The 23,304-nt window shown below is 57.8% G+C and carries 21 protein-coding genes and 4 pseudogenes; 9 read left to right on the top strand and 16 right to left on the bottom strand.

Annotated elements, in window-relative coordinates; genetic code table 11:
• Nucleotides 1-80 precede the first annotated feature (80 nt).
• From AXG89_RS19685 to AXG89_RS19665, 5 genes and pseudogenes are all read right to left on the bottom strand, one after another.
• On the bottom strand, nucleotides 81-1,526 hold the full coding sequence (locus AXG89_RS19685; protein ID WP_062171855.1) for an NAD-dependent succinate-semialdehyde dehydrogenase: 1,446 nt from the start codon (nucleotides 1,524-1,526) through the stop codon (nucleotides 81-83).
• A complete protein-coding gene (locus AXG89_RS19680; RefSeq protein ID WP_062171853.1) occupies nucleotides 1,523-2,560 on the bottom strand; it encodes an aldo/keto reductase in 1,038 nt (345 codons plus the stop codon). The genes AXG89_RS19685 and AXG89_RS19680 overlap by 4 nt, the downstream gene beginning before the upstream one ends.
• Nucleotides 2,561-2,609: 49 nt before the next feature.
• The gene (gene fae / locus AXG89_RS19675) at nucleotides 2,610-3,149 is read right to left on the bottom strand and encodes a formaldehyde-activating enzyme (protein ID WP_062171850.1); all 540 of its coding nucleotides are present in this window, start codon (nucleotides 3,147-3,149) and stop codon (nucleotides 2,610-2,612) included.
• A 132-nt stretch (nucleotides 3,150-3,281) separates the two neighbouring features.
• A complete protein-coding gene (locus tag AXG89_RS19670) occupies nucleotides 3,282-3,572 on the bottom strand; it encodes a DUF1272 domain-containing protein (RefSeq protein ID WP_075358219.1) in 291 nt (96 codons plus the stop codon).
• Between the two features lie 77 nt (nucleotides 3,573-3,649).
• Nucleotides 3,650-5,034 (bottom strand): annotated as a pseudogene (locus tag AXG89_RS19665) (GntT/GntP/DsdX family permease).
• 592 nt (nucleotides 5,035-5,626) lie between these two features.
• Between AXG89_RS19665 and parA the strand changes: the two are divergent.
• From parA to AXG89_RS19655, 3 genes and pseudogenes are all read left to right on the top strand, one after another.
• Entirely contained in the window at nucleotides 5,627-6,289 is a 663-nt protein-coding gene (gene parA / locus AXG89_RS19660) for a ParA family partition ATPase (RefSeq protein ID WP_062171845.1), read from the top strand.
• A gap of 24 nt (nucleotides 6,290-6,313) precedes the next feature.
• Nucleotides 6,314-6,431 (top strand): annotated as a pseudogene (locus tag AXG89_RS44655) (ParB/RepB/Spo0J family partition protein); the annotation flags it as partial.
• 83 nt (nucleotides 6,432-6,514) lie between these two features.
• Nucleotides 6,515-7,378: pseudogene (locus tag AXG89_RS19655) on the top strand (ParB/RepB/Spo0J family partition protein); the annotation flags it as partial.
• A 68-nt stretch (nucleotides 7,379-7,446) separates the two neighbouring features.
• Here the strand turns inward: AXG89_RS19655 and AXG89_RS19650 are convergent.
• Nucleotides 7,447-8,796: a replication initiation protein gene (locus tag AXG89_RS19650; protein ID WP_062171840.1), complete on the bottom strand. Its 1,350-nt coding sequence runs from the start codon at nucleotides 8,794-8,796 to the stop codon at nucleotides 7,447-7,449.
• Nucleotides 8,797-10,543: 1,747 nt separating this feature from the next.
• On the opposite strand from AXG89_RS19650, the gene AXG89_RS19645 reads away from it, so the two are divergent.
• On the top strand, nucleotides 10,544-11,758 hold the full coding sequence (locus AXG89_RS19645) for a DNA-binding protein (RefSeq protein WP_062171837.1): 1,215 nt from the start codon (nucleotides 10,544-10,546) through the stop codon (nucleotides 11,756-11,758).
• A 2-nt stretch (nucleotides 11,759-11,760) separates the two neighbouring features.
• Here the strand turns inward: AXG89_RS19645 and AXG89_RS19640 are convergent, their stop codons facing one another.
• Both AXG89_RS19640 and AXG89_RS19635 read right to left on the bottom strand, forming a co-directional pair.
• Nucleotides 11,761-12,798 carry a tyrosine-type recombinase/integrase gene (locus AXG89_RS19640; protein WP_062171833.1) on the bottom strand — a complete coding sequence of 346 codons (1,038 nt, stop codon included), beginning with the start codon at nucleotides 12,796-12,798 and terminating at the stop codon, nucleotides 11,761-11,763.
• Between the two features lie 42 nt (nucleotides 12,799-12,840).
• On the bottom strand, nucleotides 12,841-13,200 hold the full coding sequence (locus AXG89_RS19635) for a DUF2471 family protein (protein WP_062171831.1): 360 nt from the start codon (nucleotides 13,198-13,200) through the stop codon (nucleotides 12,841-12,843).
• 267 nt (nucleotides 13,201-13,467) lie between these two features.
• Between AXG89_RS19635 and AXG89_RS19630 the strand changes: the two genes are divergently transcribed.
• Complete coding sequence (locus tag AXG89_RS19630) at nucleotides 13,468-13,653, top strand: CsbD family protein (protein WP_056363795.1); 186 nt, start codon at nucleotides 13,468-13,470, stop codon at nucleotides 13,651-13,653.
• 411 nt (nucleotides 13,654-14,064) lie between these two features.
• A complete protein-coding gene (locus AXG89_RS19625) occupies nucleotides 14,065-14,529 on the top strand; it encodes a hypothetical protein (protein ID WP_236873478.1) in 465 nt (154 codons plus the stop codon).
• An 89-nt stretch (nucleotides 14,530-14,618) separates the two neighbouring features.
• Here the strand turns inward: AXG89_RS19625 and AXG89_RS19620 are convergent, their stop codons facing one another.
• From AXG89_RS19620 to AXG89_RS19610, 3 genes are all read right to left on the bottom strand, one after another.
• Nucleotides 14,619-15,158, bottom strand: coding sequence for a DUF1003 domain-containing protein (locus AXG89_RS19620; protein WP_062171826.1), 540 nt, complete (start codon nucleotides 15,156-15,158; stop codon nucleotides 14,619-14,621).
• 83 nt (nucleotides 15,159-15,241) lie between these two features.
• Nucleotides 15,242-15,937 (bottom strand): fumarylacetoacetate hydrolase family protein, encoded by a 696-nt coding sequence (locus AXG89_RS19615; RefSeq protein ID WP_062171824.1) that lies wholly within the window; start codon nucleotides 15,935-15,937, stop codon nucleotides 15,242-15,244.
• 109 nt (nucleotides 15,938-16,046) lie between these two features.
• A complete protein-coding gene (locus tag AXG89_RS19610) occupies nucleotides 16,047-16,973 on the bottom strand; it encodes a helix-turn-helix transcriptional regulator (protein WP_062171822.1) in 927 nt (308 codons plus the stop codon).
• A 473-nt stretch (nucleotides 16,974-17,446) separates the two neighbouring features.
• Between AXG89_RS19610 and AXG89_RS44650 the strand changes: the two are divergent.
• Both AXG89_RS44650 and serA read left to right on the top strand, forming a co-directional pair.
• Nucleotides 17,447-17,842: pseudogene (locus AXG89_RS44650) on the top strand (phosphoglycerate dehydrogenase); the annotation flags it as partial.
• The gene (gene serA, locus AXG89_RS19605; protein WP_442861751.1) at nucleotides 17,785-18,648 is read left to right on the top strand and encodes a phosphoglycerate dehydrogenase; all 864 of its coding nucleotides are present in this window, start codon (nucleotides 17,785-17,787) and stop codon (nucleotides 18,646-18,648) included. The pseudogene AXG89_RS44650 and the gene serA, both read left to right, overlap by 58 nt.
• A 75-nt stretch (nucleotides 18,649-18,723) precedes the next feature.
• Here the strand turns inward: serA and AXG89_RS19600 are convergent, their stop codons facing one another.
• The 3 genes from AXG89_RS19600 to AXG89_RS19590 all read right to left on the bottom strand — a co-directional run bounded on the left by AXG89_RS19600 (nucleotide 18,724) and on the right by AXG89_RS19590 (nucleotide 21,566).
• Nucleotides 18,724-19,464 (bottom strand): SDR family NAD(P)-dependent oxidoreductase, encoded by a 741-nt coding sequence (locus AXG89_RS19600; RefSeq protein WP_062171820.1) that lies wholly within the window; start codon nucleotides 19,462-19,464, stop codon nucleotides 18,724-18,726.
• A 150-nt stretch (nucleotides 19,465-19,614) separates the two neighbouring features.
• The gene (locus AXG89_RS19595; RefSeq protein WP_062171817.1) at nucleotides 19,615-20,811 is read right to left on the bottom strand and encodes an SDR family oxidoreductase; all 1,197 of its coding nucleotides are present in this window, start codon (nucleotides 20,809-20,811) and stop codon (nucleotides 19,615-19,617) included.
• Nucleotides 20,812-20,870: 59 nt separating this feature from the next.
• Nucleotides 20,871-21,566: a MipA/OmpV family protein gene (locus AXG89_RS19590; RefSeq protein WP_062172601.1), complete on the bottom strand. Its 696-nt coding sequence runs from the start codon at nucleotides 21,564-21,566 to the stop codon at nucleotides 20,871-20,873.
• A gap of 251 nt (nucleotides 21,567-21,817) precedes the next feature.
• Here AXG89_RS19590 and AXG89_RS19585 point away from each other — a divergent pair, with 251 nt between their 5' ends.
• Complete coding sequence (locus tag AXG89_RS19585) at nucleotides 21,818-22,351, top strand: hypothetical protein (protein ID WP_119024681.1); 534 nt, start codon at nucleotides 21,818-21,820, stop codon at nucleotides 22,349-22,351.
• A gap of 104 nt (nucleotides 22,352-22,455) precedes the next feature.
• On the opposite strand, the gene AXG89_RS19580 is transcribed toward AXG89_RS19585, so the two are convergent.
• The gene (locus AXG89_RS19580) at nucleotides 22,456-22,794 is read right to left on the bottom strand and encodes a hypothetical protein (protein WP_119024671.1); all 339 of its coding nucleotides are present in this window, start codon (nucleotides 22,792-22,794) and stop codon (nucleotides 22,456-22,458) included.
• Nucleotides 22,795-22,897: 103 nt separating this feature from the next.
• Complete coding sequence (locus AXG89_RS19575; RefSeq protein WP_062171814.1) at nucleotides 22,898-23,080, bottom strand: DUF1289 domain-containing protein; 183 nt, start codon at nucleotides 23,078-23,080, stop codon at nucleotides 22,898-22,900.
• Nucleotides 23,081-23,304: the final 224 nt, after the last annotated feature.

Here is a 23,304-nt window from a genome sequence, read left to right as displayed (position 1 = left end):
TCCTGTTTGTTCTTCACTTACTCGCGTGGCTGCCAGCTGTATGCGACAGCAACAACGCGGTCACAATCGACTAGCGACAATCAACGTTCGGTCGCGATCAGGCCACTGATCATCATGTATTTGAGTTCCATGTATTCGTCGAGGCCGTATCTGGATCCTTCGCGGCCCAGACCCGATTGCTTGACGCCACCGAACGGCGCCACTTCGGTGGATATGATTGCCTCATTGATGCCAACCATGCCCGTCTCGAGTGCTTCCGCGACACGCCACGCTCGGCCCAGATCGCGGGTATAGAAGTACGCGGCGAGTCCGAAGGGTGTGTCGTTGGCAAGCTTGATTGCTTCAGCCTCTGTTTCGAACTGGAAGCAGGCGGCGACCGGGCCGAACGTTTCTTCCTGCGCTATCGACATGCTTTGGTTCGCATGGGCCAGCACGGTTGGTTCGTAGAACGTGCCGCCCAATGAATGGGCACGGCCGCCCGTCATGACAGTTGCGCCTTTGGCCACGGCGTCCTGCACGTGATCATTGACCTTTTTCAACGCGGCATGGTTGATAAGCGGGCCTTGATCGACCTCTTGCTCGAGCGCGTTGCCTACGCGAAGCTTGCCGGCGGCAAGCGTCAGACGCCGCGTGAACTCGGCATAAACTCCCGCCTGAACAAAGAAGCGATTCACGCACACGCACGTCTGGCCGGTATTACGGAATTTCGATGCCATGGCGCCCTGCACGGCGGCGTCCAGATCTGCGTCGTTGAATACGATAAATGGCGCGTTGCCGCCGAGTTCCAGGGAAAGCTTCTTCAGCGTGTGTGCGGATTGGGCTGCGAGAAGTTTGCCGACCCGCGTCGAGCCGGTGAACGACAGCTTGCGTACGACCGGAGACGCAGTCAACGCCGCCCCGATTGCCACAGCGTCGCCCGAGATGACATTGAACACGCCCGCCGGGATTCCTGCTTCTGCGGCGAGTACGGCCAGAGCCAAAGCGCTCAACGGCGTTTCCTCAGACGGCTTGAGGACCATCGTACAGCCCGCTGCCAGCGCAGGTCCGGCTTTGCGCGTGATCATTGCGAGGGGGAAGTTCCACGGCGTGATGGCCGCCACCACGCCGACCGGTTCCCGCGTGACGATGATCTTCGATCCCGCCTTCGAGCTCGGAATGACATCGCCATAACTGCGCTTCGCCTCTTCAGCGAACCACTCGAGGAAACTCGCTGCATAAGCGACCTCCCCTTGTGCTTCCGCGAGCGGCTTTCCTTGCTCTCGCGTAAGCAATTCGGCGAGGGCATTGCGATGCTCGAGCATCAGCTCGCCCCAGCGCCGCACCCGAGCGCCGCGTTCCTTTGCGGTCAGCGCGTGCCAGGCTGGGAACGCGCCCTCCGCTGCCTGAATGGCTTGCTGCGTTTCACGCGCGCCCGCTTTCGAGACATCTGCGATCACGTCTGCCGTTGCGGGATTTAGGACCGGATAGGTCTCAGCGCTGCTCTGCCATACACCATCGATGTAGTGTTCTTTTCGAAGAAGATTCATGCCGCGTCCTTCATTGCCTGAACAAAAGCGCCCTGCGGCACGCGTGCTTCACGCGCGACCCGGCGGCCGGCTGTGTAATCGTTGATGACATCACACGGCGTGTAGTTGCGCTCGAGTTCATAAAGCTCGTCCGCGTCGAGTTCCATGCCGAGCGCGTTAAGTGCGCTGTCGAACTGGGCCGGTGAATCTGCGCCGACCAGCATGCTAGCCACGCCATTGCGCTGCAGTACCCACGCCTGGGCGATTTGCGCGGCGCTCACGCCGCGTCTCCGGGCGACGCGCTCAACAGAGGCGGCGATCTCACGGGATGCCGCATCGCCGTACATCTGCGATGTAAAGAAGTCAGTCTGGTTACGCGTAGACGCGGTGTCGCACGTCAACAGCCCTCGCGCCAGCGGGCTGAATACGGATACACCCAGACCTTGGTCCGCGCAGTACGGCATCATCTCGCGCTCTTCCTCGCGGTATGCCAAGTTCAATTGCAATTGCATATTGATCGGCTTGTGCCAGCCATTTCGTTCGCAAACCTGAATGATTTTCGCAAGCTGCCACGTGTACATGGTCGACACACCGATATAACGCGCCTTGCCCGACCGGACGATATCGTCCAGCGCTGCCATGGTTTCTTCAACGGGCGTGGTAGTGTCGAAATAATGGAGCATATAGATGTCGACGTAATCCATGCCCAGCCGGCGCAGGGATGCGTCGATACCATCGAGCACGTGCTTGCGTGAATGACCGCCCGCATTTTGATATTCGCCCATGTCGTAGCCGACCTTGGTGGTGACCACGATTTCCTCACGCCGTGCAAGGCGTCCAAGGATTCGGCCAACCACTTCTTCTCCCACGCCCAACGAATAGAAATCAGCGAGATCAATGAAGTTCACGCCTGCGTCCAACGCGTGGCGAACAATGGGCTCGCTCTTTTGTTCGTCGAAAATCCACGGTTTCCATTGCGGCGTTCCCATGTTCATGGTGCCAAGACACAAGCGCGACACTTTCAGGCCGGACTGGCCCAGTCGAACGTATTCCATTATTCAATTCTCCGTAGAGTGCCGGCATGCGACACCCGTATGCGGTTTTTTAGAGGGCGGCTTGCGACGAACTCGGGGTATAGAAGGGATTCGACACTTCACGCGCCGCGGCGAATACGTCGCGCTTTAACGGCAGACCTTTCATGGCCGCCTTGATGGCGTTTTTAGTCGCGCGATAATTGTTGCGGAACACGGCATCCAGATCGTCAGCTGACGGATTGACCCAGTTCGCCGATACGACCACCCAGTCGTTTTCCGCTTCCGGCGGCAACGTGCCGTCTTCGAGCGATTCAGCGACGGCCTTTGCGATGCCCGCCTGCGAAGCGCCCCACGTCGCGTTCCCGTGGAACTCATTGGCGATCTGCGCCTTGTTCACGTACAGCGTCAGGGGCTTGGTAGGAACACCCGGCCGAGCGATGATGACAAACGGCGCGTGGCCCGCCGACGGCGTAGCGAGCGCGGTCGCGAATGCCTGTCCAGCAGGACCGCTGCGGGGTCCGACAAGCACATTGATATGGGCGAGATTGACGCCCGGCCCTTCAAAACCCTCGCCAATGTGAAGAGTGCGCTCGGATTGGGGTGTTGGCATGTTGGCTTCCGTTCAAGGAGTGGATCGATGAACAGATTGTGAGAGCCAGCGCCGCCGAGGAGGAATCGATGATTACTGCGCACCGGTATGAGCGGCGCTCAGATCGGTGAATTCCCTAGGGGGCGGCAGATGTTATCGATCAAAGGGCGCAATGGAGCCGTAGCGATCCAGGAACGCACGATGTTGGTGTTCATCTATGCCCGCTGGATGGACTTCCGTCGAGGCCGGGCGGCTGTCGAGTCGCGCTTTCGGACGGATCGGGCGAAACTGGAAGCCGCCGCCGCAGTTCGGGCATACGTTTTGAAGCCGTGACAGCGCGCACGATTCGCAGAAGGTACATTCAAAGCTGCATATCATGGCGTCACGGGCGTTTGGCGGGAGTGGCTTTTCGCAGCATTCACAGGTGGGGCGCAAGGCAAGCATGATAAATCTCCTTTTTTCTCATTTTAGATTCGGAGTTCCGCTTGCCTCGCCAATCTGCCCACGTTTCACGTCAGTGCTTATGTCAGCACGCCCCACATCACCAGCGTGAGCGCCAGCCCGACCACTGAGACGATCGTTTGAAGCACGGACCAGACGTACACCGTCTGTTTTAGCTGCAGACCGAAGTATTCACGGATCATCCAGAAACCGGCGTCGTTCACGTGGCAGAAAAAGACCGACCCCGCGCCAATCGCCAGCGCCAGCAGCGAGTTGTGTGTCGCGCTCAGCCCTGCCACGACCGGGGCGATGATGCCCGCCGTCGTTGTGGTCGCGACCGTGGCCGAGCCGGTCGCCTGGCGCAGCGCAACGGCGATCAGCCATGCCAGCAGAATGAGCGGCATGTGCGAACCGATGGCAATCTTCCCGATCGTGGTGCTGATCCCTCCCAACACCAGCGTTTGCTTCAGGCCGCCACCGGCGCCGATCGTCAACAGCAGCGCGCAGATAGGCGGCAGGCTTTTGCGCAGGATGCCACTCACTTTGTCGCGCGGCATGCCACGCGTCCAGCCCAACGCGACGATTGCGAATAGAACGGTGAGTCCAAGAGCAATCAGCGGCTCACCGAGAAAATTGAGCGTATCGAATAGCAGCGTTTCGGGCTTGACAGCTAGTTTCGCTACGGTTCGGCCGAGCATCAACAATACGGGCAAAAGTATCGTCAAGAGCGAGATACCGAAGCTGGGGGCGTCGAGCGCACCGGCACCATCCATCTTCGATGCAAACAACTTGCCCATCTCCTCCGGTTCGTCGACGTGCATCCGGCGCGACAGCCATATTCCATACACGGGGCCCGCGAGGATCACAGCAGGAATTGCGATGATGAAACCAAGACCCATCGTAATTCCAAGATCCGCATGCAGTGCGCTCACCGCTATAAGCGGGCCCGGGTGCGGCGGCAGCAGCGCATGCAGCGTCGTCATGCCGGCCAGCGCCGGGATTGCGATCCGTAAGATCGGCTGTTTCGAGCGGCGCGCCATTACGAAGATGATCGGCACCATCATGACAAGGCCGACTTCAAAAAGAGCGGCAAGCCGATCACGATTGCCACCAGCGCCATCAACCAGGGCAAGGACCGTGGCGTGGAGTGATCGAGAATGGTCGAGACCAGCCTGTCGGCAGCGCCTGACTCCGCCATTAATGCACCGAGCATCGCGCCGAGCGCGATGATAATTCCGACGTCGCCCAGCAGGCCGCCCGCGCCTTTACTAAAAGCGCTCGCGACGGCCTCAAGTGGCAAGCCTGCGGTAAAGCCGGCGACGAAAGTACCAACGAGTATCGATAAAAACGGCGCCAGTTTCAGCGCGCTAATAAGAACAATGATCGATGCCAATCCGAGCGCGCATGCGATGAGAAGACGCGTGTCGTGGTCGGACCACGCGGCGAAAGTCGAAGTCAGATGCACTGAAATGCCTTTGGCTGAATGAGAGAAGAGGCTAGCGTACCCGCGGCTGTTCGCCGTCGCTTAGTGGCCGCGATTTTACGAGTGCTTGCTTACGGGATGCTTGGAGCGGCATCGTGGAACGGTAGCGGGGTTGTGAATAGACCACCGGTGGTTCTAGCCGTATTTTTTTGATCACTATATTGAGCATCGACGTCTACATGACTACACAGCAAGCTCTCCCTTTATCGCGTCAAGCACATGCGCGAGGGGTACGACCCAACGGAATCGAGCGCCTCATCCTGTGAGCGCCGTTCATGTTTGTCTTGCTCTAAGTCATAGTCGGCCGGACTTTATGCGCATAAAGCGTCGTGCGGTCGACGCAGGCCAGTAAGCTGCTGATGCAAAGGCTCGCCACTCGGTTGCACAAATTAGACTCCAGCACGGGCCGCGATAGTACTGTCCACGCGACCGAACCTTGACACATAAGTCGCAAGTCGACTTTATGCGCATAAACTCCGCCGATTTCTTGACCGAACGGCCAACCACCTACGTTATCGCTAGAATTTTTCAGCTTCTAATGTAAAATTCAAAAAGCTAAATTTGGGAGCAAAACGTGGCAGCTGAAATCATTGCGATCACGCAACAGAAGGGTGGAGTGGGAAAGAGCACGATCGCAATGCACTTAGGCGCTGCGTTTCACGAAAAGGGGAAACGGGTGCTCGTCGTAGACGCTGACGGCCAGAATACCCTAGTGCATTGGGCCAGCGCCGCGTCGGACGAGGCGAGTGGCATTCCGTTTCCCGTAGTGAATCTTTCCGAGGCAGGCGCTCAAATCCATCGCGAGATCAAGAAGTTCGTGAATGATTACGACATCATCGTGGTGGACTGTCCGCCATCCATCACCGAGAAGGTTTCTGGTGTGGTGCTTCTCGCCGCAACCGTTGCCATAGTTCCGACGTCCTCATCCCCTGCTGATTATTGGTCAAGCGTAGGTCTGGTCAAGCTCATCCAGCAAGCCCAGGTCATGAACGAAGACCTGCATGCGGTGTTTCTCCTTAACAAGACCGAGGAGAAGCGGATGTTGACTCGAGAACTGAAGCGGGCGCTCGAAGAACTAGGCTTCCCCTTGCTCAAGACGCAGATCCCAACACGGGAGTGCTACAAGCAGGCAATGGCTTTGGGTCAGACCGTGCTCCAGATGAGCGACAGAGGTTCACGCCTTGCCGCGGCCGAAATACGTGCGTGTGCAGACGAAGTTCTCGCCATGCTTCCCTGACTTTATGCGCATAAAGGACCCTGAATGAAACCGAATCCGTTTGCCAAAGGCTTCAAGGCCCGGCCCGACACAACGAGCAGCGAGAAGCGCACGGCGCTCGATCGCATTAACGCGATCGACGAAATCGTTAATCAAGAGGCGGGCAACGACAAGCAAGTGACCGGCAGATCCAGCGGATACACTGAAGCCGAATACGAGGGTGACACACAGAATCCGGAATCGGATGCGTTCAAAAGCTGGCGCCGAAAAAATCGTTACGTTCAGGGTCAAGTGATCGAATTGCCGTTGAAAGCAATCAAACCGAGTCCGTTTAATCCTCGCCACTTTTACCTGAAAGCGTCGATCGCCGAGCTGGCCGTCAATCTCGCCAAGCAAGGTCAGCAGCAGGCCATTCACGTGATACCCGACCATGATAATCCCGGCACTTTCTTTGTAAGCGATGGAGGGCGGCGAGTTCGTGCTCTCAAAGAAGCCAATAAGGAAACAGTGAAGGCGATTGTCATCGACCTCCCGATCGGGATCGAAAGCTATAAGCTTGGTTATGATCTGAACGTACAGCGCGACTCCCAGACAGTCTTCGACAACGCTGTCGTCTGGAAGCGTTTCCTTGAAGAAAACTACTTTCAAAGCCAGCGGGAACTCGCCGATCATCTAGGCTTGGACGAATCGACCATCGCGGTCGCGCTGGCTATCGCGAAGCTACCCGAAAATGTGATGCACGAGATGGTTGCCCGGCCAGACCGGTTCGGCTCGAACATGGCGTATCAGGTCTCGCGGTTCCACAGTGCACGAGGCGCGGATGCGACGCTGCGCCTGATTAACAAGATTGCGTCCGACGATCTGAGTACCCGACAAGTCGCGGATATCGTGAAAGGGCGCGCTAGCGCGCAAGAGACACCGAAGCCAACCGGTCGCCAACGCTATGCTCAGCGACTGGAAATCAAACTGGAGGGGATTGCCGTGGGCGATCTTAAAACCTACGGCGATGACCGACTTGAGTTGCGATTGCGTGGCCTGTCGAAGGATAAGCGCGACGCGCTGCTGCAGCAGATAGAAATGATGCTGCAGACAGAATCTGGTAACCCGTAGTCCCGTAGCGACTCATCCACCACGGCGCCAGACACGAAAGTCTTGCGCCGTACAACCGCCGTTTTAGTCTACGCTGCGCGGTTCTGATTCAATGTGAACGCCAGCAGATCCCCATCGGTCGGCTCTCCCCAAGTCTTGCGTGCGAGCCAATCGAAGAAAGACGTTTCCCCCATCTTCGAGTCGAGTCCGCGCTTACGCCAGTCGTCGCGCATGTGACCGCCGAGCTCCGGAAGTACATTTTCCTCGAAGGTCTGGCGCGCCAGTTCACGTTCCGACTCACCTTGCTCCTCGTACAGCGCGCGAGCTTCCTTCCGACGATAAACCGAAAACTCGCTAAGCAGGCGCGCTTTGAGATCGTCTGCCGGCGCGCCGTTGGTTTTCGCGGGGGCCGTTGCCGCAGGCAGCGCCTCGAGTTGGGGCGCGTAACCCTTTTTCAAAGCATCTTTGAATAGCGCCGCCGCGCTTCTTACCGGGGGCAACGAGGTACTCCGCATCCGTTGCTCGGTCATTTGCAATGCGGCCCGAATCCGGTTTTCCTCGCTGTCTGCGTAGAGCGTTTGGGCATCTTTCAGGGGTATGCCGATCTTGACCATCCGATCAACCAGCGTACTGTCAAAGACATTCGGGTGTTCATCGAGTGCAAGCATGGGTTGCTTGCGCTCAGTTACGCGGAACTGTATCTCCGCGACTCGTCGTCCTTCCCTGTGTTCGATCAACTCGACGAAAATATTTGTCACCGCGTTGACTTCGGCGATGGCCGGCCGGAGGTAGTCGCGCTTGAAATATTTGTATTCGCGCTTCGCTTCGTCGCCGGCTTCAGTATCGGGCGTGCCCGACAAGATCGGCCGCCACCATTCCCACGTCTCACGCATGGTGAGATGACTCGGATTCGTCAGATATCGGACGCAGATTTCGTAGAGAGCCAGGCCGGCGCTGCTTCGCAACTGACTCTGGAACTGCAGACTCAGGCGAGCGTATTGCACCGGATCCAGCAGCTTTTTCTTGATCTTCGGTGCGAAGGAAAATTCAACCCACACGCGCCTGGTCGCGGGATCCTCAAGAATTTCCGCGTCCGCGATCAACGTCGATATCCCCCATTTCCGGCCTGGCTTCTGGCTGGAGGTGCCCGTGCTCCACTCGACCTGAACCGACACCATCCGGCGCAGGTGCTCTTTGACCAAAGCGGTATCGTTGGAATCGAACGCTGAATTTGCGACGATATCCGACAGCAACGCCCGATAGGTATCACCAGATTCGTCGGCCTGCTGTGCGACTGCCAGCAAGACGTTGAACAACTTGCGAGTCAACAAGGTGATCTTTCCGCTCTTGGGCTGAATTGCAATAGCCTCAACGGCCTTTCGCAGCTCCGCCGAACTCGGGCTCACCACGTCAGTCTTCTTCGCGCGTTTGGTTGCCATGCTTGGTGTCAGGGAGAATTTTGGGAAAGGATACCGGCGACGGTGACGCTCGTCTACAGGCACAAACTCACCCTTGAGCGGTGATCAGCAACTTGCGCACTGAACTCACTGAGGTGCGCTCCCGAAAGTTCTCACCCTCACCATTCGTCGTCCGCCTTGCGTATCCCCGCGCCACGCGGGTAAACGGTTTGGCGCATTCTTTTGCTTATATTTTGGCGCCCGAACTACGATCCCGTATTACCTCACCCAAAAAAATTTTTCGATTGCGCATGTCTTCCGCCAAAACTGCTCATCATCGAAAAGGGGCTTTCTCCGTGCAGAGGCTGCCAAATTCTCATTGAATACCACTTACGAAGGCTGTTTCTCTTGATTCCTGACGATTTCGCTCCTGAAAACACTCACCGTTACCTCGCTTTGAAGCCTCATTCTGCTTTAAACACCGAGTAACGCGCCCATCCGCGTGAACCATCACTGCTCCCGAATTCCCTCACCTTCGTCCCCACGATGACACCCGAGCCTGAAATAAACGATGGAGCACCTCCCGTAAAGCCTCACCTTTGCGGCACATCCGAGCGATTTCGAGGTCCAGCCGTGTGCCAAATCCGCCGGACACGCCCGATTACGACGATCCAAGACCCCGCAAAAGCTCACCTTAGCCAAGGATCTAAGGTCTGTGGCGCCGACTTCTACTCAAATCGCAGCCTCCCGAAAAGTCTCACCCTAAGCACGAGATGCTGTCGGCATCTGCCTTATATTCTTATTACTATCAACATGTTAGGTGATGAAGTCGGGTTTTTCAGATGGCGAGCGTTGGTTGAAAAACGTCGAGGTGCAAGAGGGGCTCCCGAATACGCTCACCGATGGATCACTACTGGGTACTCGCTGGCATGGCAAATGACGGTTGATGCCCCCCGAAAAAGCTCACCTTTACCGCCTCTGGCTCAAATACCCCTTAAAACCGAGAATATTAGGCCTTTAAGGTTGAAACCTCACTCCCGAACCCTCCCGTAACTCCTCACCTTAAGCCGCAAACATCGCAGGCGATCATGCAAGCATTTGGTCTTGGCGCCTGTATAACCTCACCCTCGAGTGACGTTGGCCCCCGTGAACCCTCACCATAAGGTAATAATGACCGACTTTAACTGGATTTTTTGCGTTTTTTTAGCCCCCGCAAACACTCACTTAACAAATTGGTGTCGCAGATGCTCCTTGTCTACTGGGCGGGCTTGTTCACTCCGCGATCTCCCGAATAATCTCACCTGTCAAAACGGCACGACTCCCGAATCCGCTCACGGATGCTCCCGTGATGACTCACTGTCGTTCCTGAACCCCATCACCTCCAGCCCCCGTCAGCGCTCACCTTCTATCCCGCAGACACTCACCTTTGCGTCCGGAAAGCCTTACTCCATAAGGGTTTGCCGTGGCGTTAACGTTTTTAACTAGGGTTCAAAGGTGTTTACTTCTAATACTCTCAAGACGGGGAGATTCTAGATAGAGAACCGTTACAACCCCTTCGGCTCGTGAAACATCGTCGAAGCAGTCACGGCCCAAACAAACTGCTAGTAATCAACAAGTTAAGCTATTAAGCTCTACATGTTTCACGGAAACCACTGTCGCCGGAAGGTGATTTTGGCGTAACGGAGCACGAGCGCTTGCAAAACTTGCCGAGTTCTCAGCTTTTCTTGGAATCGTAGTGATTGCTACGTAATGTATTATGTATCGAACGAAATAAGTGCCGGGAGGGTTTATGAATGATAGAGAGCGCCTCGATCTGCGTACTGAGCTTGCTGAATTAAGAGCCAATGGCGCACGAAGGCAAGACCTCTCGCAACATGCATGCAAGCGGCTCTTCTTCGATTTCGGCATCCGGCCATCCATGGCTACCGTAAGGGACCTAACTCAGACCGGAAGCGCAAGCGACATTCCGAAGGATATCGATGCGTTCTGGACCCGAATTAGGTCGGCGTCCCGAATTCGCATCGATGGTGGCGCGATTCCCGATGCTTTGCAGGAGCGCGCAGGCGAACTCCTTGGGCAACTGTTTCAGGAAGCAAGGCATTTAGCCAGTCAATCGCTCGAGATAGAACGTAACGCAGCAAAGAGCGACGCGGACACCGCATTGAGTCGTCTTCACGATTTCGAAGTACGGTTCGCTACCGTCAATGAAGCGCTCCTACGAAGCGAAGCGCGGGCGGACGCGGCGTTGGCACACAATTCTGCATTGGAAGCAGAAATGCATGCGCTCCGTGACCGGGATTCAAGCGCTCAGGGCGGTCTCCACGCGTTAATCCAGCGTCTGGAGGGTGAAAACGATGCCCTGACCAAACGTCTCGATGCCCAACAACTGACAAACGCCACGTTACGTGATCGACTGGATACCTTGAATTGCGAATTGCGGCAGAACACGGAGCACTATGCGCAGCAGATCAAGGACGCGGTGAGTGAGGCTGAGCGGCGCGTCAAGCCGATGCTGGTTGAACTCGATTCGCTTCGCGGCATGGCCGCGACGTACCAGACGAGTGTGCGCCAGGCCAGTCAGAAAGAATTTGATTTCATCCAGCAACTCAGCACTGCGAAAGCGCGTGCCGACCGACTTGAGCTGCAACTGCGCGAGAAATCCGACGAAATCGATGAACTCTCCTCCGAGCGCGACACCCTTCGCGCGCAAAGCGGAATCAGTAGAAGTGCAGCCCGGCTCATTTGCTCGTTGGTCGAAGAAGGACGGTTATTGAACAAGGAAATTCTGGCGCTCGGCACCGAAGTCGACGCGTTTATCGTGCTGCCGTCGCGTTGTCCAACATGCATGGCTGGTGAGCCCGAACTTGCTCAGCACGGAAACGAGTTCGAGCTTTCGTGCCCTGATTGTGAGCGATCGTCGGGTGCCACGGCGTCACGGATTATGGCTGTCGCATGCTTCAAGACCGCAGAAATGCTCGATGCGAGCCAGCAAGTCGAAAGGTGAGGTTATTCGGGACCTGATTTTCCGGCGGATCGTTCGTCCGCAACCGAAGCGTCATTCTTTGCATGGGCCAAATCACGCTCCCGTATTTCCTCACCTTTCCAGCGTTCCCACGCCCGATGCAGCCTGTGCGCTGAAATGTCTTGCTGAAATCCCAGCCACTGTCCGACCTGCTCGGGCATCGTTCCGCTTTCAAACCGGTCCGCGGCAAACGTGTTGCGCAAGGTCTGGGGACTGGCGCGGGCTACCCGGGAATCTGCAATACCGGCGGCCAGCGTGACCGCATCGATAGAGCGCAGCATCGTGGCCTTGTGCATGATCCGCCCCGACGCGGTAGACGGAAATAACAGGTCGCCTGGCAATCCGGCGGTTTTTCGTTCGCTGATCCACTGATCAAGCAACGCGACGGCGAAAGGCGCGAGCCGGGTTTGTCGTATGAGCGCGGAATTTGAGGCTTCGACTGTGAGCCATGGCTGATTCCAGTCAAAGCTACTAACGGTCAGCGCGGCCGCCTCTCCCGTTTTCACTCCCCCGCCAAGAAATACGCCGACGAGTGCACGGTCCCTGCTTTCACGCCAGCGTTGACCGGCCGATAAATCAACAATCGGCGAGAAAAGGTAGGCGACCAGCGCCGCGCGCTCGTTGTGCGATAGAAAACCGGTTGGCTCGTTCTCCCGTGCATCCCGCCAGGGTGCTTCGCCATCTTGTGCAATAAACCGAGCAGGATTCGTGGACGCGAGTTCTATCTGACGAACATGGTCCAGCACGCGCTCGATGAGCCGTAGATAGCGTACGCGCTGTGGTTTCCGGATATCCAGTTGGGTTACAAACTGTTCGATGGCGAGCCGGTCCACGGTCTTGAGATTGACGCGTTTGACGTCCAGCCATTCAAGAAACAGGCCCCATTGCGCGCGGTAGACGTTCGCTGACGATGCCTTGAATGCCTGACCGGCCATCCACGCATCGAACGCACTTACCGGATCGGCGTACCAACTCGCGCGCTCTCGCTCGAAAATGTCGTCGGTCCTGGCGGTCAGGGGCATCAGGAATGATCCTTAGAGGTGAACCTGCGGGCGAAGCCGCTTTTAAAGCGTGACTGCAACCGCTAACTCGGGATGCCCGGCGCGTGCGGCCTGGTCGTAAGCATCAACTGCGAATGCAAACACGGGCGGCAGCGCATTGGACCTGCGAAAGTCTACAAGATCGTCTGTTTCGGGAAAGCTCAGGTCAACCGGGCGTGCAAACAGAGCTCTGAGCGCTGACTCGTGCCGGCCGGCAAAACCAAGATCCGCGAGAGCCTCTGCTTCGATTGCGAGCAGGAGCCGCCACGACAGTGGGACTCCTTGCACGATATAGCGATGCGCAACCTCGCGTGTGATTCGCTTAAGGTCTCTCACCACGCGGGCGAATTCGGGGGTGTCGATACGATCTTCTTCGATGTCCATTTTGTCTCCCTCTTTCGGCGATAACGGCAAGGTACGATACTGTACAAATATACAGTGGTTATCGCAATCTCCCTTTATCGCGGCGCTCCAATTTGCGCTGATGCAAGCTTGCAATGTGCGATTCCGCCTACGCGCTAATCAGACGCCATCGGCTGTCGGACCCACTATGGATTTGCGATGCTGTCTACACGGTCAGGACATTTCCTGACATGGCGCCGCGAACTTCATTACATCGGATTCGCGCTTTTGATACGAAAGGAGATGAAGATGAACAAGGATCAGAAAGACGGCGTAGTAAAGCAAGCCAAGGGCAAGGTCAACGAAGTCGTCGGCAAGGTGACGGGTGACCGCGCCCAAGAAGCCAAGGGCGACGTGCAGCAGGCCGCCGGGAAGGTGCAGAAAGGTGCAGGCGATGCCCGCGAAGACATGAAGGACGCGTTGAAGAAGCACTAAGGGGTTCGACCGCGCCGTCACTATTTGATTAAGTGGCGGTTGTTTCATTCGAAGTAGATCAGCAAGCGAGGGCCGTGTCAGACGCAAGTCGGCACGGCCTTCCTGTTATGTCGCCCCACGCCAAGCGGAAACTTTATGCGCATCAAGTTTCTTGGTCAGACGCGCATATCAATAGCTGGCAGCACTCACTGATATCTGAGTTGCGACGAATCGCGACTCAAGGGCTCTGAAACCCTCGCAGCTTCACACAAATAAACATAACGTTCATGTACAGTTCGCTCGGATTTAATACCAAAAAACTCGCCCGTTCGGTGACTGCTGCCGAGCGAAGGTAAACGTACAGGCCCGGGCCGAATGAAAACGTTAGCGGTGATTCGCAAGAAGTCTCTGTTACCAACGGCGCTTTTCGCGCTGGCAGCGTTTGTCGTACCTGCTTACGGCACCGCAGCCGAAATATGTGGCGATGGCCTGTGGGCCGACGCCATGATCGGCTCCTACCACGTACATCCTAAAAAACACTTTGATCAATTCAATCCGGGCGTTGGTTTGGAATGTTGGGTTTCGCCCCAGTGGGCCGTGACTGGCGGATATTTTCGAAATTCGCTTTCAGCGCCTTCATTTTATGGCGGCGGCGTGTGGGCGCCGGAGTTGACGCATTGGGGTTACGTCCGCCTCGCCGTCATGGGCGGCGTTATCTCGGGCTACGATTACGGCAAGTGGGGATTTGGCCACGATCATAAGGTCGGGCCCGTGGCTGCGCCTTTGATCATGGCCGAATACGGTCGTATCGGCGCGAATATCATCTTGATTCCGCCGATACCATCAAGCGACTTGCCTTTTACGCTGGGTTTCCAGATTCGCGTTCGTTTTTGGTAAGCGGATCGTCATCACCTGAATCCAGTGTTTCCCGCACCGGTAAAAGCCGAATCTTCCAAGGTGAGCCTTTACGGGAGACCGAACACCTCTCAACTTTTAAAATTCACCTGCGCCAATCGGCCGTGGACCTCAAGCGTCAGCGCTTCGATGCGTTCGCTCATTTGCCGCGTGATCTCGGTGAGTTGCGTATTCTGCTCGAGCAGCGCGACGAGTTGATCCGCCTGCTTCGCCGCCTGCTTCTGGCGTTCCTCGTTCGCTGCGGCGATATCTTCCCGATGTCGGGCATCGGCGTCCGAATTCACCTTGTCGCGATCAGCCTGCCGTGTTTGCGCGAGCAGGATCAGCGGCGCAGCATAAGCAGCCTGAAGACTAAAGGCGAGGTTGAGCAAGATAAACGGATAGATGTCGAACTTCGTCAGGCCCGCGACGTTCACCCCGATCCAGCACGCGACAATAACTGTCTGTCCGATCAGAAAAGTGGGCGTGCCGAAGAACCGTGCGAAGCGTTCGGCTTTGAGCGCGAACCAGTCATCGCCGAATACCGATGAAAGATGCATGTGCGGCAGATGAAAACGCAGATGGTGGCGCTTGTCTCCACCGTGTTCGTCGGGCGGAAAAGGTTTGCTCATGGTCGCTCGCGATGAATGGAATACGTGTTGACGTTATACACATCCAGGCAAGCGACCGCATGAACGAAAAGCGTGGAAAGCGCCTACGCCTTGCCGATCTCGAACTCAAACTCCGCTACACCATCGACCCCGCCCGCAACCTTGTCGCCGCGCTTCAACGCGCCGACGCCGGCCGGCGTGCCGCTGAAAATCAGGTCGCCAGGTTTGATGACAACTGCTTGCGACACGTGGCTGATGATGTCCGCGACCGGCCAGATCATGTCGGCGAGATCGCCCGTTTGCCGCGTTGCGCCATTCACCGATAACCAGATCCTGCCGGTTCCCGGATGGCCGATTTTCTCGGCGAGATGAATGGGCGTGACGGGTGCGGATTCATCGAAACCCTTGGCCCAGTCCCAGGGCCGGCTCATTTTCTTGGCGATTGCCTGCAGGTCGCGACGCGTCAGATCGACGCCAACGCTATAACCCAGCACGTAATCGAGCGCGTCCTTGGGATCGATCCTGCTTCCCGCCTTGCCGATCGCAATCACCATTTCGATCTCGTGATGCAGGTCTTCGGTCAGCATCGGATAAGCGAGCGTTCCTGCCGCGGGCACTACGGCGTCGGTGGGTTTGGTAAAGAAGAACGGCGGTTCGCGATCCGGGTTCGCGCCCATTTCACGAGCGTGATCGGCGTAGTTGCGTCCGACGCAAAACACGCGGCGCACTGGAAACGACGCCGTCGATCCGGCGATGGGAACCGCAACGATGGGAGAAGGAGCGAAGACGTATTCGGTCATATCGAGTACTCGAAGAGATGGGGGTGTCGGTGCAGAAAGGCTGCATCACCCATGAACGATATGCTTCGAGCATCTTCGATAGCAGGACAAAACCGGCCCGCGCCTTGGACTAAACTAACCGGCCCGCAAATTGCGCTGCACGGAATTGCGTCGGCGATGAACCCTCAGCCTGACGAAAGCGCCGCGTGAAATAGGCTTCATCGCGAAAGCCGACCAGGAAAGCGATGTCCTTCACGCGGCGTGTATCGTCGGCGAGCAGCGCTTTTGCGCGGCTGATTCGCTGGTCCGTGACCCATTGCACGAAAGTGCGTCCGGTTTCCTTCTTCATCAAACGCGCGACATACCCCGTCGTCAAACCGGCGGCGTCCGCGGTGGATCGCAGGGACAGCGCGTCGTCGTTCAGGTGCTTGAGTACATGGCGCATCACCTTGCTGACTGAGCCGCGGCGGCTGACGGCCCGCTCGCTGAGCGCCGCGAGTTGCAGCAACGAGTCCGCGTATCGTGCGCAAACCAGTCCGATCAACTGCAGCAGGTATCCGCGCAAGCGGCCGACGGCGCCAAATCCCCGCGTGCCATCGATGTCCATCATGACCCGAACGATGCGTTCCACCTCGGCGAGATCGGCCGGCACGAGCTGGAAATCCAGCTCGCTCTGAAAGCGGAAGGGCGCCAGCTCCGGAAAGCGGACGACAGGAACGTTGTTCAGGTCGATACGGCCATCGTAGGCATCGATATCGAGCCCGAGGAAATCCAGCGCGAAGTTGATCACGATAAACCGCGATTGCGCCGGATGCGGGATCATATGCGCCAGATGCGGCGCGATAAACGCGACGGCTCCGGTTGGAAACGCACGGGTTACATCGCCGATATGCTGCTGCGTGTCGCCCCCCAGATTGATCTGGATCTGGAAGTAGTCGTGCTTGTGCCGTTCCGTGATGGCGGAGCGCAGGGTCTGGTCGCGGATATAGAAGTCGAGCCGGTCGCTGCGCTCAGGCATGGCGTAAGTCCGCGATGCACGTCTGGCAATGGAATTCATCGACATGGATCCTGGGGCGGTTACGTAAGAAAACCTACGTTATTAGCATACCGTGTGGCTTCAAAACTCGCCGGTGACGTACGAAGCGCAGCATCGAGCAAGGTCGTGATTTCCTGCTTGCTGCGACCTTCAACAAGGTCGAATCTGAGTAATGGCTTTGACGGTTCCCTCTGGTGGCGTGAGAACCCAGTTTAGTGCGATACCCGACAGTATTGGGACGTTTCAAACGAACTGATTGTTTTCCCAAGAAAACAATCAGTCAAGGAATCGCCAAACAAAGTATTCCGGAAGCCTTGAAATAAAGGCCATATCACGAGTAGGGTGGCGAATGCTAGGGCGCTGCAAGCGGTAACATCGAACACGACGTCGATTGCTTGGCGTCGACTTGTTCGGGGACACCACTTGCGCGCCCTTGCCTACTCTTGCCACTTGCTGGGCCCACAACGCCCAGGTCACCGACTCAAAAGCGTTCCATGACCTCTGTACTTCTACTCGAAAATATCCACGACACCGCGGTTGCCCGTTTCAGCGAGTCAAAGCTCGAGGTCGAGCGGCGCGCAGGCGCGCTTGCTGGCGCAGAGCTGCTGAGCGCGCTCCAGGCGCACAACCTTGTCGGGATTCGATCGGCGACGCATCTCCGGCGCGATGAAATCGATGCCGCGCGTCATCTGCTTGCGATTGGCTGCTTTTGCATCGGTACGTCGCAAGTCGATCTGAACGCCGCTGCACAAGCAGGCATTCCGGTGTTCAACGCGCCGTTTTCGAACACGCGTTCGGTGGCGGAACTGGTTATTGCAGAAGCCATTCTGCTATTGCGCCGCGTGCCGGAAAAAGCGTACAGGCGCATGCGGGCAAGTGGGCGAAGGGCGCAAGCGGGTCGTTCGAAACGCGCGGCAAGACGATCGCGATCGTGGGTTACGGCAACATCGGCTCGCAGGTTGGCGTGCTTGCCGAAGCCATGGGAATGCGCGTGGTTTATTACGATGTGCAGGCGCGTTTGTCGCTGGGCTCGGCGCGTGCATCGCAATCGTTGGCCGACGCCGTATCGCAAGCCGACGTCGTCACACTCCATGTGCCGGCGACCGCGCAAACCAACTGCATGATCGATGCAGAGACGATCGCCTGCTTCAAACCCGGCGCAATCCTGATCAACGCGTCGCGCGGATCGGTCGTCGATATCGAAGCGCTCGCGCAAGCGTTGAACGCGAAGCGGCTGGGCGGTGCGGCGATCGATGTATTCCCGGAAGAGCCGAAAACAAACGCCGATGAATTCAAAAGCGTGCTTCAGGGCTTGCCGAATGTGATCCTCACGCCGCACGTTGGCGGCAGCACGGAGGAGGCGCAGGAGAATATCGGCACGGAGGTCGCGACCAAGCTGATTTCGTTTCTGACCACGGGCGACACGGTCGGGGCCGTCAACTTCCCGCACGTGAATCCGGGACCGCTCGACGCAGCCGCGCGTTTGCTCAACGTTCACGGCAATGCGCCGGGCGCGCTCGCCACGCTCAACACAAAGCTTGCGGCGGAGGGCGCCAATATTGTCGCGCAGCATTTGCAAACGCAGGGCGAAACGGGATATGTGGTCACGGATCTGGACCGCGCGCCATCGAATGGATTGATCCAGGCGCTTTCGAAAGAGCCTGGCTTTATCCGAACGCGCTTGCTGTTGAAATAACCGCGCTCGGCCAGCTACGAGGTGAGCTTGTTCGGGAACTGACCGCAATTGATGATGTGCGATCAGCCCCGGAGACTAGAACGATTCCTTGAACGGCCGCAAATCGATTTCTTGCGTCCATGCCGACGGATGTTGCGCGTGAATGGCCCAGAACGTTTCGGCGATTGCATCGACGTTGAGCAAGCCATTCTCGCCACGTTCGGCAACGGCTTGCGGACGCGAAGTCCTGAGCCTTTCACCGTCGATACCCCCATCCACCACCACATGCGCGACGTGCAATCCAAGCGGCCCGAATTCGCGCGCCATGCTTTGGGCGATCATGCGCACGCCCGCTTTCGATGCCGAGAAGTGAGCGAAGCCAGGCTTGCCGCGAAGGCTCGCTGAAGCACCCGTGAAGATCACCGTGCCGCGTCCCAGCGGTACGAGTCTGCGCGCCGCTTCCCGGCCCACGAGGAATGCGCCCACGGGTCCGGTGCGCATGAAGCTTTCGAAATCGTCCAGGCTCAAATCGCAAAAGTCGACACGCCTGTTATTGCCGACGTTATAGATGACGAGCGACGGCGGTTCAATTCCTTCGCGGGACGCCATGGCTTTATCGAAGAGATTGAGGACGTCGGGTTCCGATGTTGCATCGGTTACGACTGACTCGGCGTGATGCCCGTTCACCGTAATCGCGCGCACGACGGTGTCGAGCTTTTCAAGCGAACGGCCCGCGACAAACACGTGATAATCCTGCTGCGCAATCAGTTTGCAGAGCGCGGCACCCAGGCCGAGTTCCGCGCCTACGCCAATTACGATCGCACTTTTACGCGTCATGGGAGCACCTTGAGGTTGGTATCGAAGAACGTGATTCGATTCTATGCGTGTAACCTCAAGCATGCTTGAATGGTTGTCCTTACATGGAGCACTTCCACATGCCGGGTCATGCAGGAAGCTGTCATTGCGGCGCAGTCCCGCGCGAACCGTTTATTTGAAGTCCCAGCGCATCTGCTCGACAATGCCCACGCCCCGCGATGTACGCACGCATTCGCTGACATAGTCGGTGAACGGCAATGGCTCGAAGCCGATTTCATCGCGCAGACGATGGTTGTCGAAGGTGTAATCGAGCGCGGCAAAGCCGGCATACAGCCGCAGCGCGTGTTCGATCAGCCGGCCGCTCGCCGAGTTCTCGCGGCCGACGACGTCACGCGCCATCTTGCGAAAATCGCGCTCGCCGCAAATGGTGTAGCGGCGGCCGTGAATGCCGGTGGCTTCGTCCATCGCGATCAGGATCTTGCCGATAGTCGGCGCTTCCGTTCCCGCCGACACGTGGTACAGGTCGAACGCCAGATTCGGCTTCACGGCAAGCAGCATCAGCGCGCGTGCGCAATCGTCGCCGGAGACGACATCGAGCCGGCTCATGGCGCGTGCGGTGAAACGGCGCGCGCCATGCACCACGCGCATCACCCAGAAAATGCTCGCCGACGGCAGTGTCCCCAGCACGGTATGCCCCACCACGATCGATGGCCGCGCGACCACCAGCGGCAGGCGCGGAAAGTTGCTGCGCAGCAGATGTTCGGCGTCCCGCTTGCTTTGCGTGTAGGGCACGAGATGTCCCGCGTCCGCCTGCGAAAACGCCGACTCCCGCACGTTGCCGCCGCATTGCGTGCCGCATGCCATTGCGGTGCTGACGTGCAGGAAGCGTTGCAGCGCGGCGCTTCCATCGAAACGCGATGCAAAGCGCAACGTGTCGCGCACGTTGATATCGAGCACTTGCGGGTTGCTCGAGAACGATGCCATTGCGGCGCAGTTGATCACATGAGATGCGTCGCGAAGACGCGCGAGATCGGCGCCGCAGAACTCGCCGCCCAGTTCGCCCACGATCACGTTCGCCGCGCTCAAACGCTCCGCTTGTACGCGAGGCAAGCCGCACCGCGCGGCTGAAGCGCGTAGCCGCGCGATCGCCTCGCTGATGTCGGCGGCACGCACGAGACACACCACGCGGTCCAGCAAGCCGCCGTTGACCAGCGAAACCAGCACATTCCCGCCGATAAAACCCGTCGCCCCCGCGAGTACAAGACTGGCCACACCGGCCGGACGTGCCTGTCTGTGAGGCGCCGGGCGTTCAGGCCAGGAGCGGGAAGCATAGGAGGCGTAGTTGAGAGGGGTTTGCCATGCGAACATTGTGTGCTCCGTTCGGTAACAGGACAGGGTCGTAAAGGATCGACGGGAACGAGGGGGGATCAATAGCGGTAGGTCAGCGCCGATATCGCGAAGTAATTGACCTTCTTCTGCACGATCGGGCTGTCGCCGGAATTGCCGATAAGACGGCTTGCGCCAGCTTCGGTGTGCACGGACCATCGTGGGGAGAAGACGGTGGCGGTCCAGCCAACCGAAACCTTCGCGCTGTCGATACCGCCTTTCACCGAATAAGGCCGGAAGTTGCTATTGGCCGCTTGTGCGTCGGTAACGCCGAAGAAGGTTTGCGCATAACGCCCGGTGCCCGCGTGGATGGAGCCGGTGATATCGACTTGATTCGTGGGCGTTTGCAGAACCGGCACGGTCATGGCGACGTGACCGCTCAAGCCGCGGCCGGTATGTGTGAGCGGTTGGTCGAGCGTCATGCTGATGGTCGATGTACCGAACACATGCGCGCCCGCCTGCACAGAGAGCATCAGCGAGCCCGGAATGCGGCCCATGCCCTTGAGGTAATTAGAGCCGGGCAGGTCGGCGCGATTGCTGTCGCTGCGGCCGAAGTCGTAATCGAGCGCCGTCGATACAAACAAGCCGTTCGCAAATTCCTTCTTGTAGCCGGCGCCTTCCATGGGGCTAAGAAAAAAGCCGTTGTCGAACTGGGCGGCGATAACCGGCGCGACGACCGGCCGATAATCGCGGCTACCCTCATATCGCGGTGCGATGCCGGTCACGAGCGAAAACATATAGATGTTCTCGGCGTGCGCCAGTGAGACACCGGTCAGGCCGAGCGTCGAAAGACAAAGGTGAGACAGACGTTTGCGCACAGTGGGAGCGTTCGAGGGAGAGGAAGCCGCAGTGTAGGTAGGCGGCTCTCCCGCGTCTGTCTTGAATCTGCGGGGAATTGTGCGGGTTTGTGCTCGCGTGTCGGGGAGTGTTCCAGCGAAGCTTGCTCACGCGCGTATTCTTGCGATATCGCCGTCTCGATCCCACGCCGATGAACCCATCAAACGCACTGATCCGGTCCGCCATGTGTTGCACTCTGTTTGCGTTCGCGAGTCCAATTGCGGGCTCTAATGCGATCGCAGCGGGTGCGCGCACGAATCACGGTAACGATCCGTTCTTTCAGATATCTACGGCTGTTGCGCATTGCCCCGCGCCTTTGGGTCCGTTGCAGACCGACCAGGAATGGCTCGACGATGCCCATTACCGCATCGAGCGCGGCAATAGTTGCTGGGTGGAGGGGCGATGCCGCTTGTCCAATGCGTATCGATACGATGGCGAGATTGCCGAAGCCGTGCAACGGCGTCTGAACGCAATCAACGCGACCGTGCACTGGCGTGAAAATTCGACGCTATGGCTCACGCTGCAGCGGCGATTTATCTATGTGCAAGGGTGTGTATCGAAGCAATTCGATACCGCCAAGTTTCTGTCCGAGCTGGAAAAGACAGCGGACGTGGATCGGGTTATCGACAACACCACGACCACGCCTTCCAGGCTACCGTTGCCGTACAAAACGCCCGATGACTGATGCCTGCAGGGAGGCGAGGCGTGCGCGAAATCGGTTTTGGCGACATTGAGCGCATTCGCGCGAACCGCCGCAAGCCATCCACCGCACAGCCTCGCTTCAGCAACTCAATTCTGCGGCACGTTCGCCTTGTTGCCCGCGAGCGGCGAGCCATAACCGCCGCTTTGCGTGTTATTGGGCAAACCGTTGACCAGCTGAGCGCGCGGATCGGTCGGATTCAGGTTCATCTCTCCGGCCTGCACATTGCCGTGACTGGGATATTCGCTCCCGAGCGGCGCATTCGGCATCAGACGAGGATTATTCGCCGGTGCGCTCATGTCGTCGTTCGGGCTCTGTCCGTGATTCATGCCCGTGGTTTGCGCCACGGCTCCTTGCGCGGCGAACGAGGTCACAAGCGCCGCGGCGACTACCGTCAAAATGCGGTTCAACTTAACGTGATTAACCATGACTGAACTCCCTTTGTTGGGTTTTCGTGTCCGTGATTTATTGGATTCGCGTTAAGCCGTCACGCGTTTTTATGGGTAAGTCTGCTTGGCGAAACTTGCGACCTTATTTGCGCGCCTTCTTCAACTTCTCTTCGCGCTTGGGCCTGTCGTCGATGATTTTTGTCCGGGCCTTGTTCTTCAGCTTCTTCCACTTCTTGCACTCGTCCTTCGTGCGCAAGCAGCCAATGCACAGGCCGGTTTTGCTGTCGAACTTGCAGATGCTGATGCAGGGCGATTCAACTGCCATATCAATCCAATGGAATCCGAGAAAAATGCGTGCTGCTCACCACGTGAAATCTCGCACAATGCATGCCCGAGTGCCAAAAACATAATTGCGATCAGGCCAATAGCCGACGCAGCATGGGTGTACACAAATTGTTCATCCGGGTAGCTAATCCGTGGCACGTGTGACCCGGATGCTAAGATTTGGAACATTCCGTCGCGTTGTGCGTAAAGTCTGTATGTTTTGTC

It is taken from the genome of Burkholderia sp. PAMC 26561, assembly GCF_001557535.2.
Classification (GTDB): Bacteria; Pseudomonadota; Gammaproteobacteria; order Burkholderiales; family Burkholderiaceae; genus Caballeronia.
The sequence above is the reverse complement of the archived record's forward strand: the minus strand, read 5'-3'. Positions and strand labels throughout refer to the sequence as shown.

Excerpts from the sequence above, each read along its gene's own strand:
- AXG89_RS19645 (WP_062171837.1), top strand. The coding sequence starts at position 10,544 with ATGAATGATAGAGAGCGCCTCGATCTGCGTACTGAGCTTGCTGAATTA.
- AXG89_RS19585 (WP_119024681.1), top strand. The coding sequence starts at position 21,818 with ATGAACCCATCAAACGCACTGATCCGGTCCGCCATGTGTTGCACTCTG.
- AXG89_RS19640 (WP_062171833.1), bottom strand. The coding sequence starts at position 12,798 with ATGCCCCTGACCGCCAGGACCGACGACATTTTCGAGCGAGAGCGCGCG.
- AXG89_RS19595 (WP_062171817.1), bottom strand. The coding sequence starts at position 20,811 with ATGTTCGCATGGCAAACCCCTCTCAACTACGCCTCCTATGCTTCCCGC.
- AXG89_RS19685 (WP_062171855.1), bottom strand. The coding sequence starts at position 1,526 with ATGAATCTTCTTCGAAAAGAACACTACATCGATGGTGTATGGCAGAGC.
- AXG89_RS19590 (WP_062172601.1), bottom strand. The coding sequence starts at position 21,566 with ATGTTTTCGCTCGTGACCGGCATCGCACCGCGATATGAGGGTAGCCGC.
- AXG89_RS19575 (WP_062171814.1), bottom strand. The coding sequence starts at position 23,080 with ATGGCAGTTGAATCGCCCTGCATCAGCATCTGCAAGTTCGACAGCAAA.
- AXG89_RS19670 (WP_075358219.1), bottom strand. The coding sequence starts at position 3,572 with ATGCTTGCCTTGCGCCCCACCTGTGAATGCTGCGAAAAGCCACTCCCG.
- AXG89_RS19610 (WP_062171822.1), bottom strand. The coding sequence starts at position 16,973 with ATGAATTCCATTGCCAGACGTGCATCGCGGACTTACGCCATGCCTGAG.
- AXG89_RS19600 (WP_062171820.1), bottom strand. The coding sequence starts at position 19,464 with ATGACGCGTAAAAGTGCGATCGTAATTGGCGTAGGCGCGGAACTCGGC.
- AXG89_RS19615 (WP_062171824.1), bottom strand. The coding sequence starts at position 15,937 with ATGACCGAATACGTCTTCGCTCCTTCTCCCATCGTTGCGGTTCCCATC.
- AXG89_RS19620 (WP_062171826.1), bottom strand. The coding sequence starts at position 15,158 with ATGAGCAAACCTTTTCCGCCCGACGAACACGGTGGAGACAAGCGCCAC.
- AXG89_RS19580 (WP_119024671.1), bottom strand. The coding sequence starts at position 22,794 with ATGGTTAATCACGTTAAGTTGAACCGCATTTTGACGGTAGTCGCCGCG.
- fae (WP_062171850.1), bottom strand. The coding sequence starts at position 3,149 with ATGCCAACACCCCAATCCGAGCGCACTCTTCACATTGGCGAGGGTTTT.
- AXG89_RS19635 (WP_062171831.1), bottom strand. The coding sequence starts at position 13,200 with ATGGACATCGAAGAAGATCGTATCGACACCCCCGAATTCGCCCGCGTG.
- AXG89_RS19650 (WP_062171840.1), bottom strand. The coding sequence starts at position 8,796 with ATGGCAACCAAACGCGCGAAGAAGACTGACGTGGTGAGCCCGAGTTCG.
- AXG89_RS19630 (WP_056363795.1), top strand. The coding sequence starts at position 13,468 with ATGAACAAGGATCAGAAAGACGGCGTAGTAAAGCAAGCCAAGGGCAAG.
- AXG89_RS19680 (WP_062171853.1), bottom strand. The coding sequence starts at position 2,560 with ATGGAATACGTTCGACTGGGCCAGTCCGGCCTGAAAGTGTCGCGCTTG.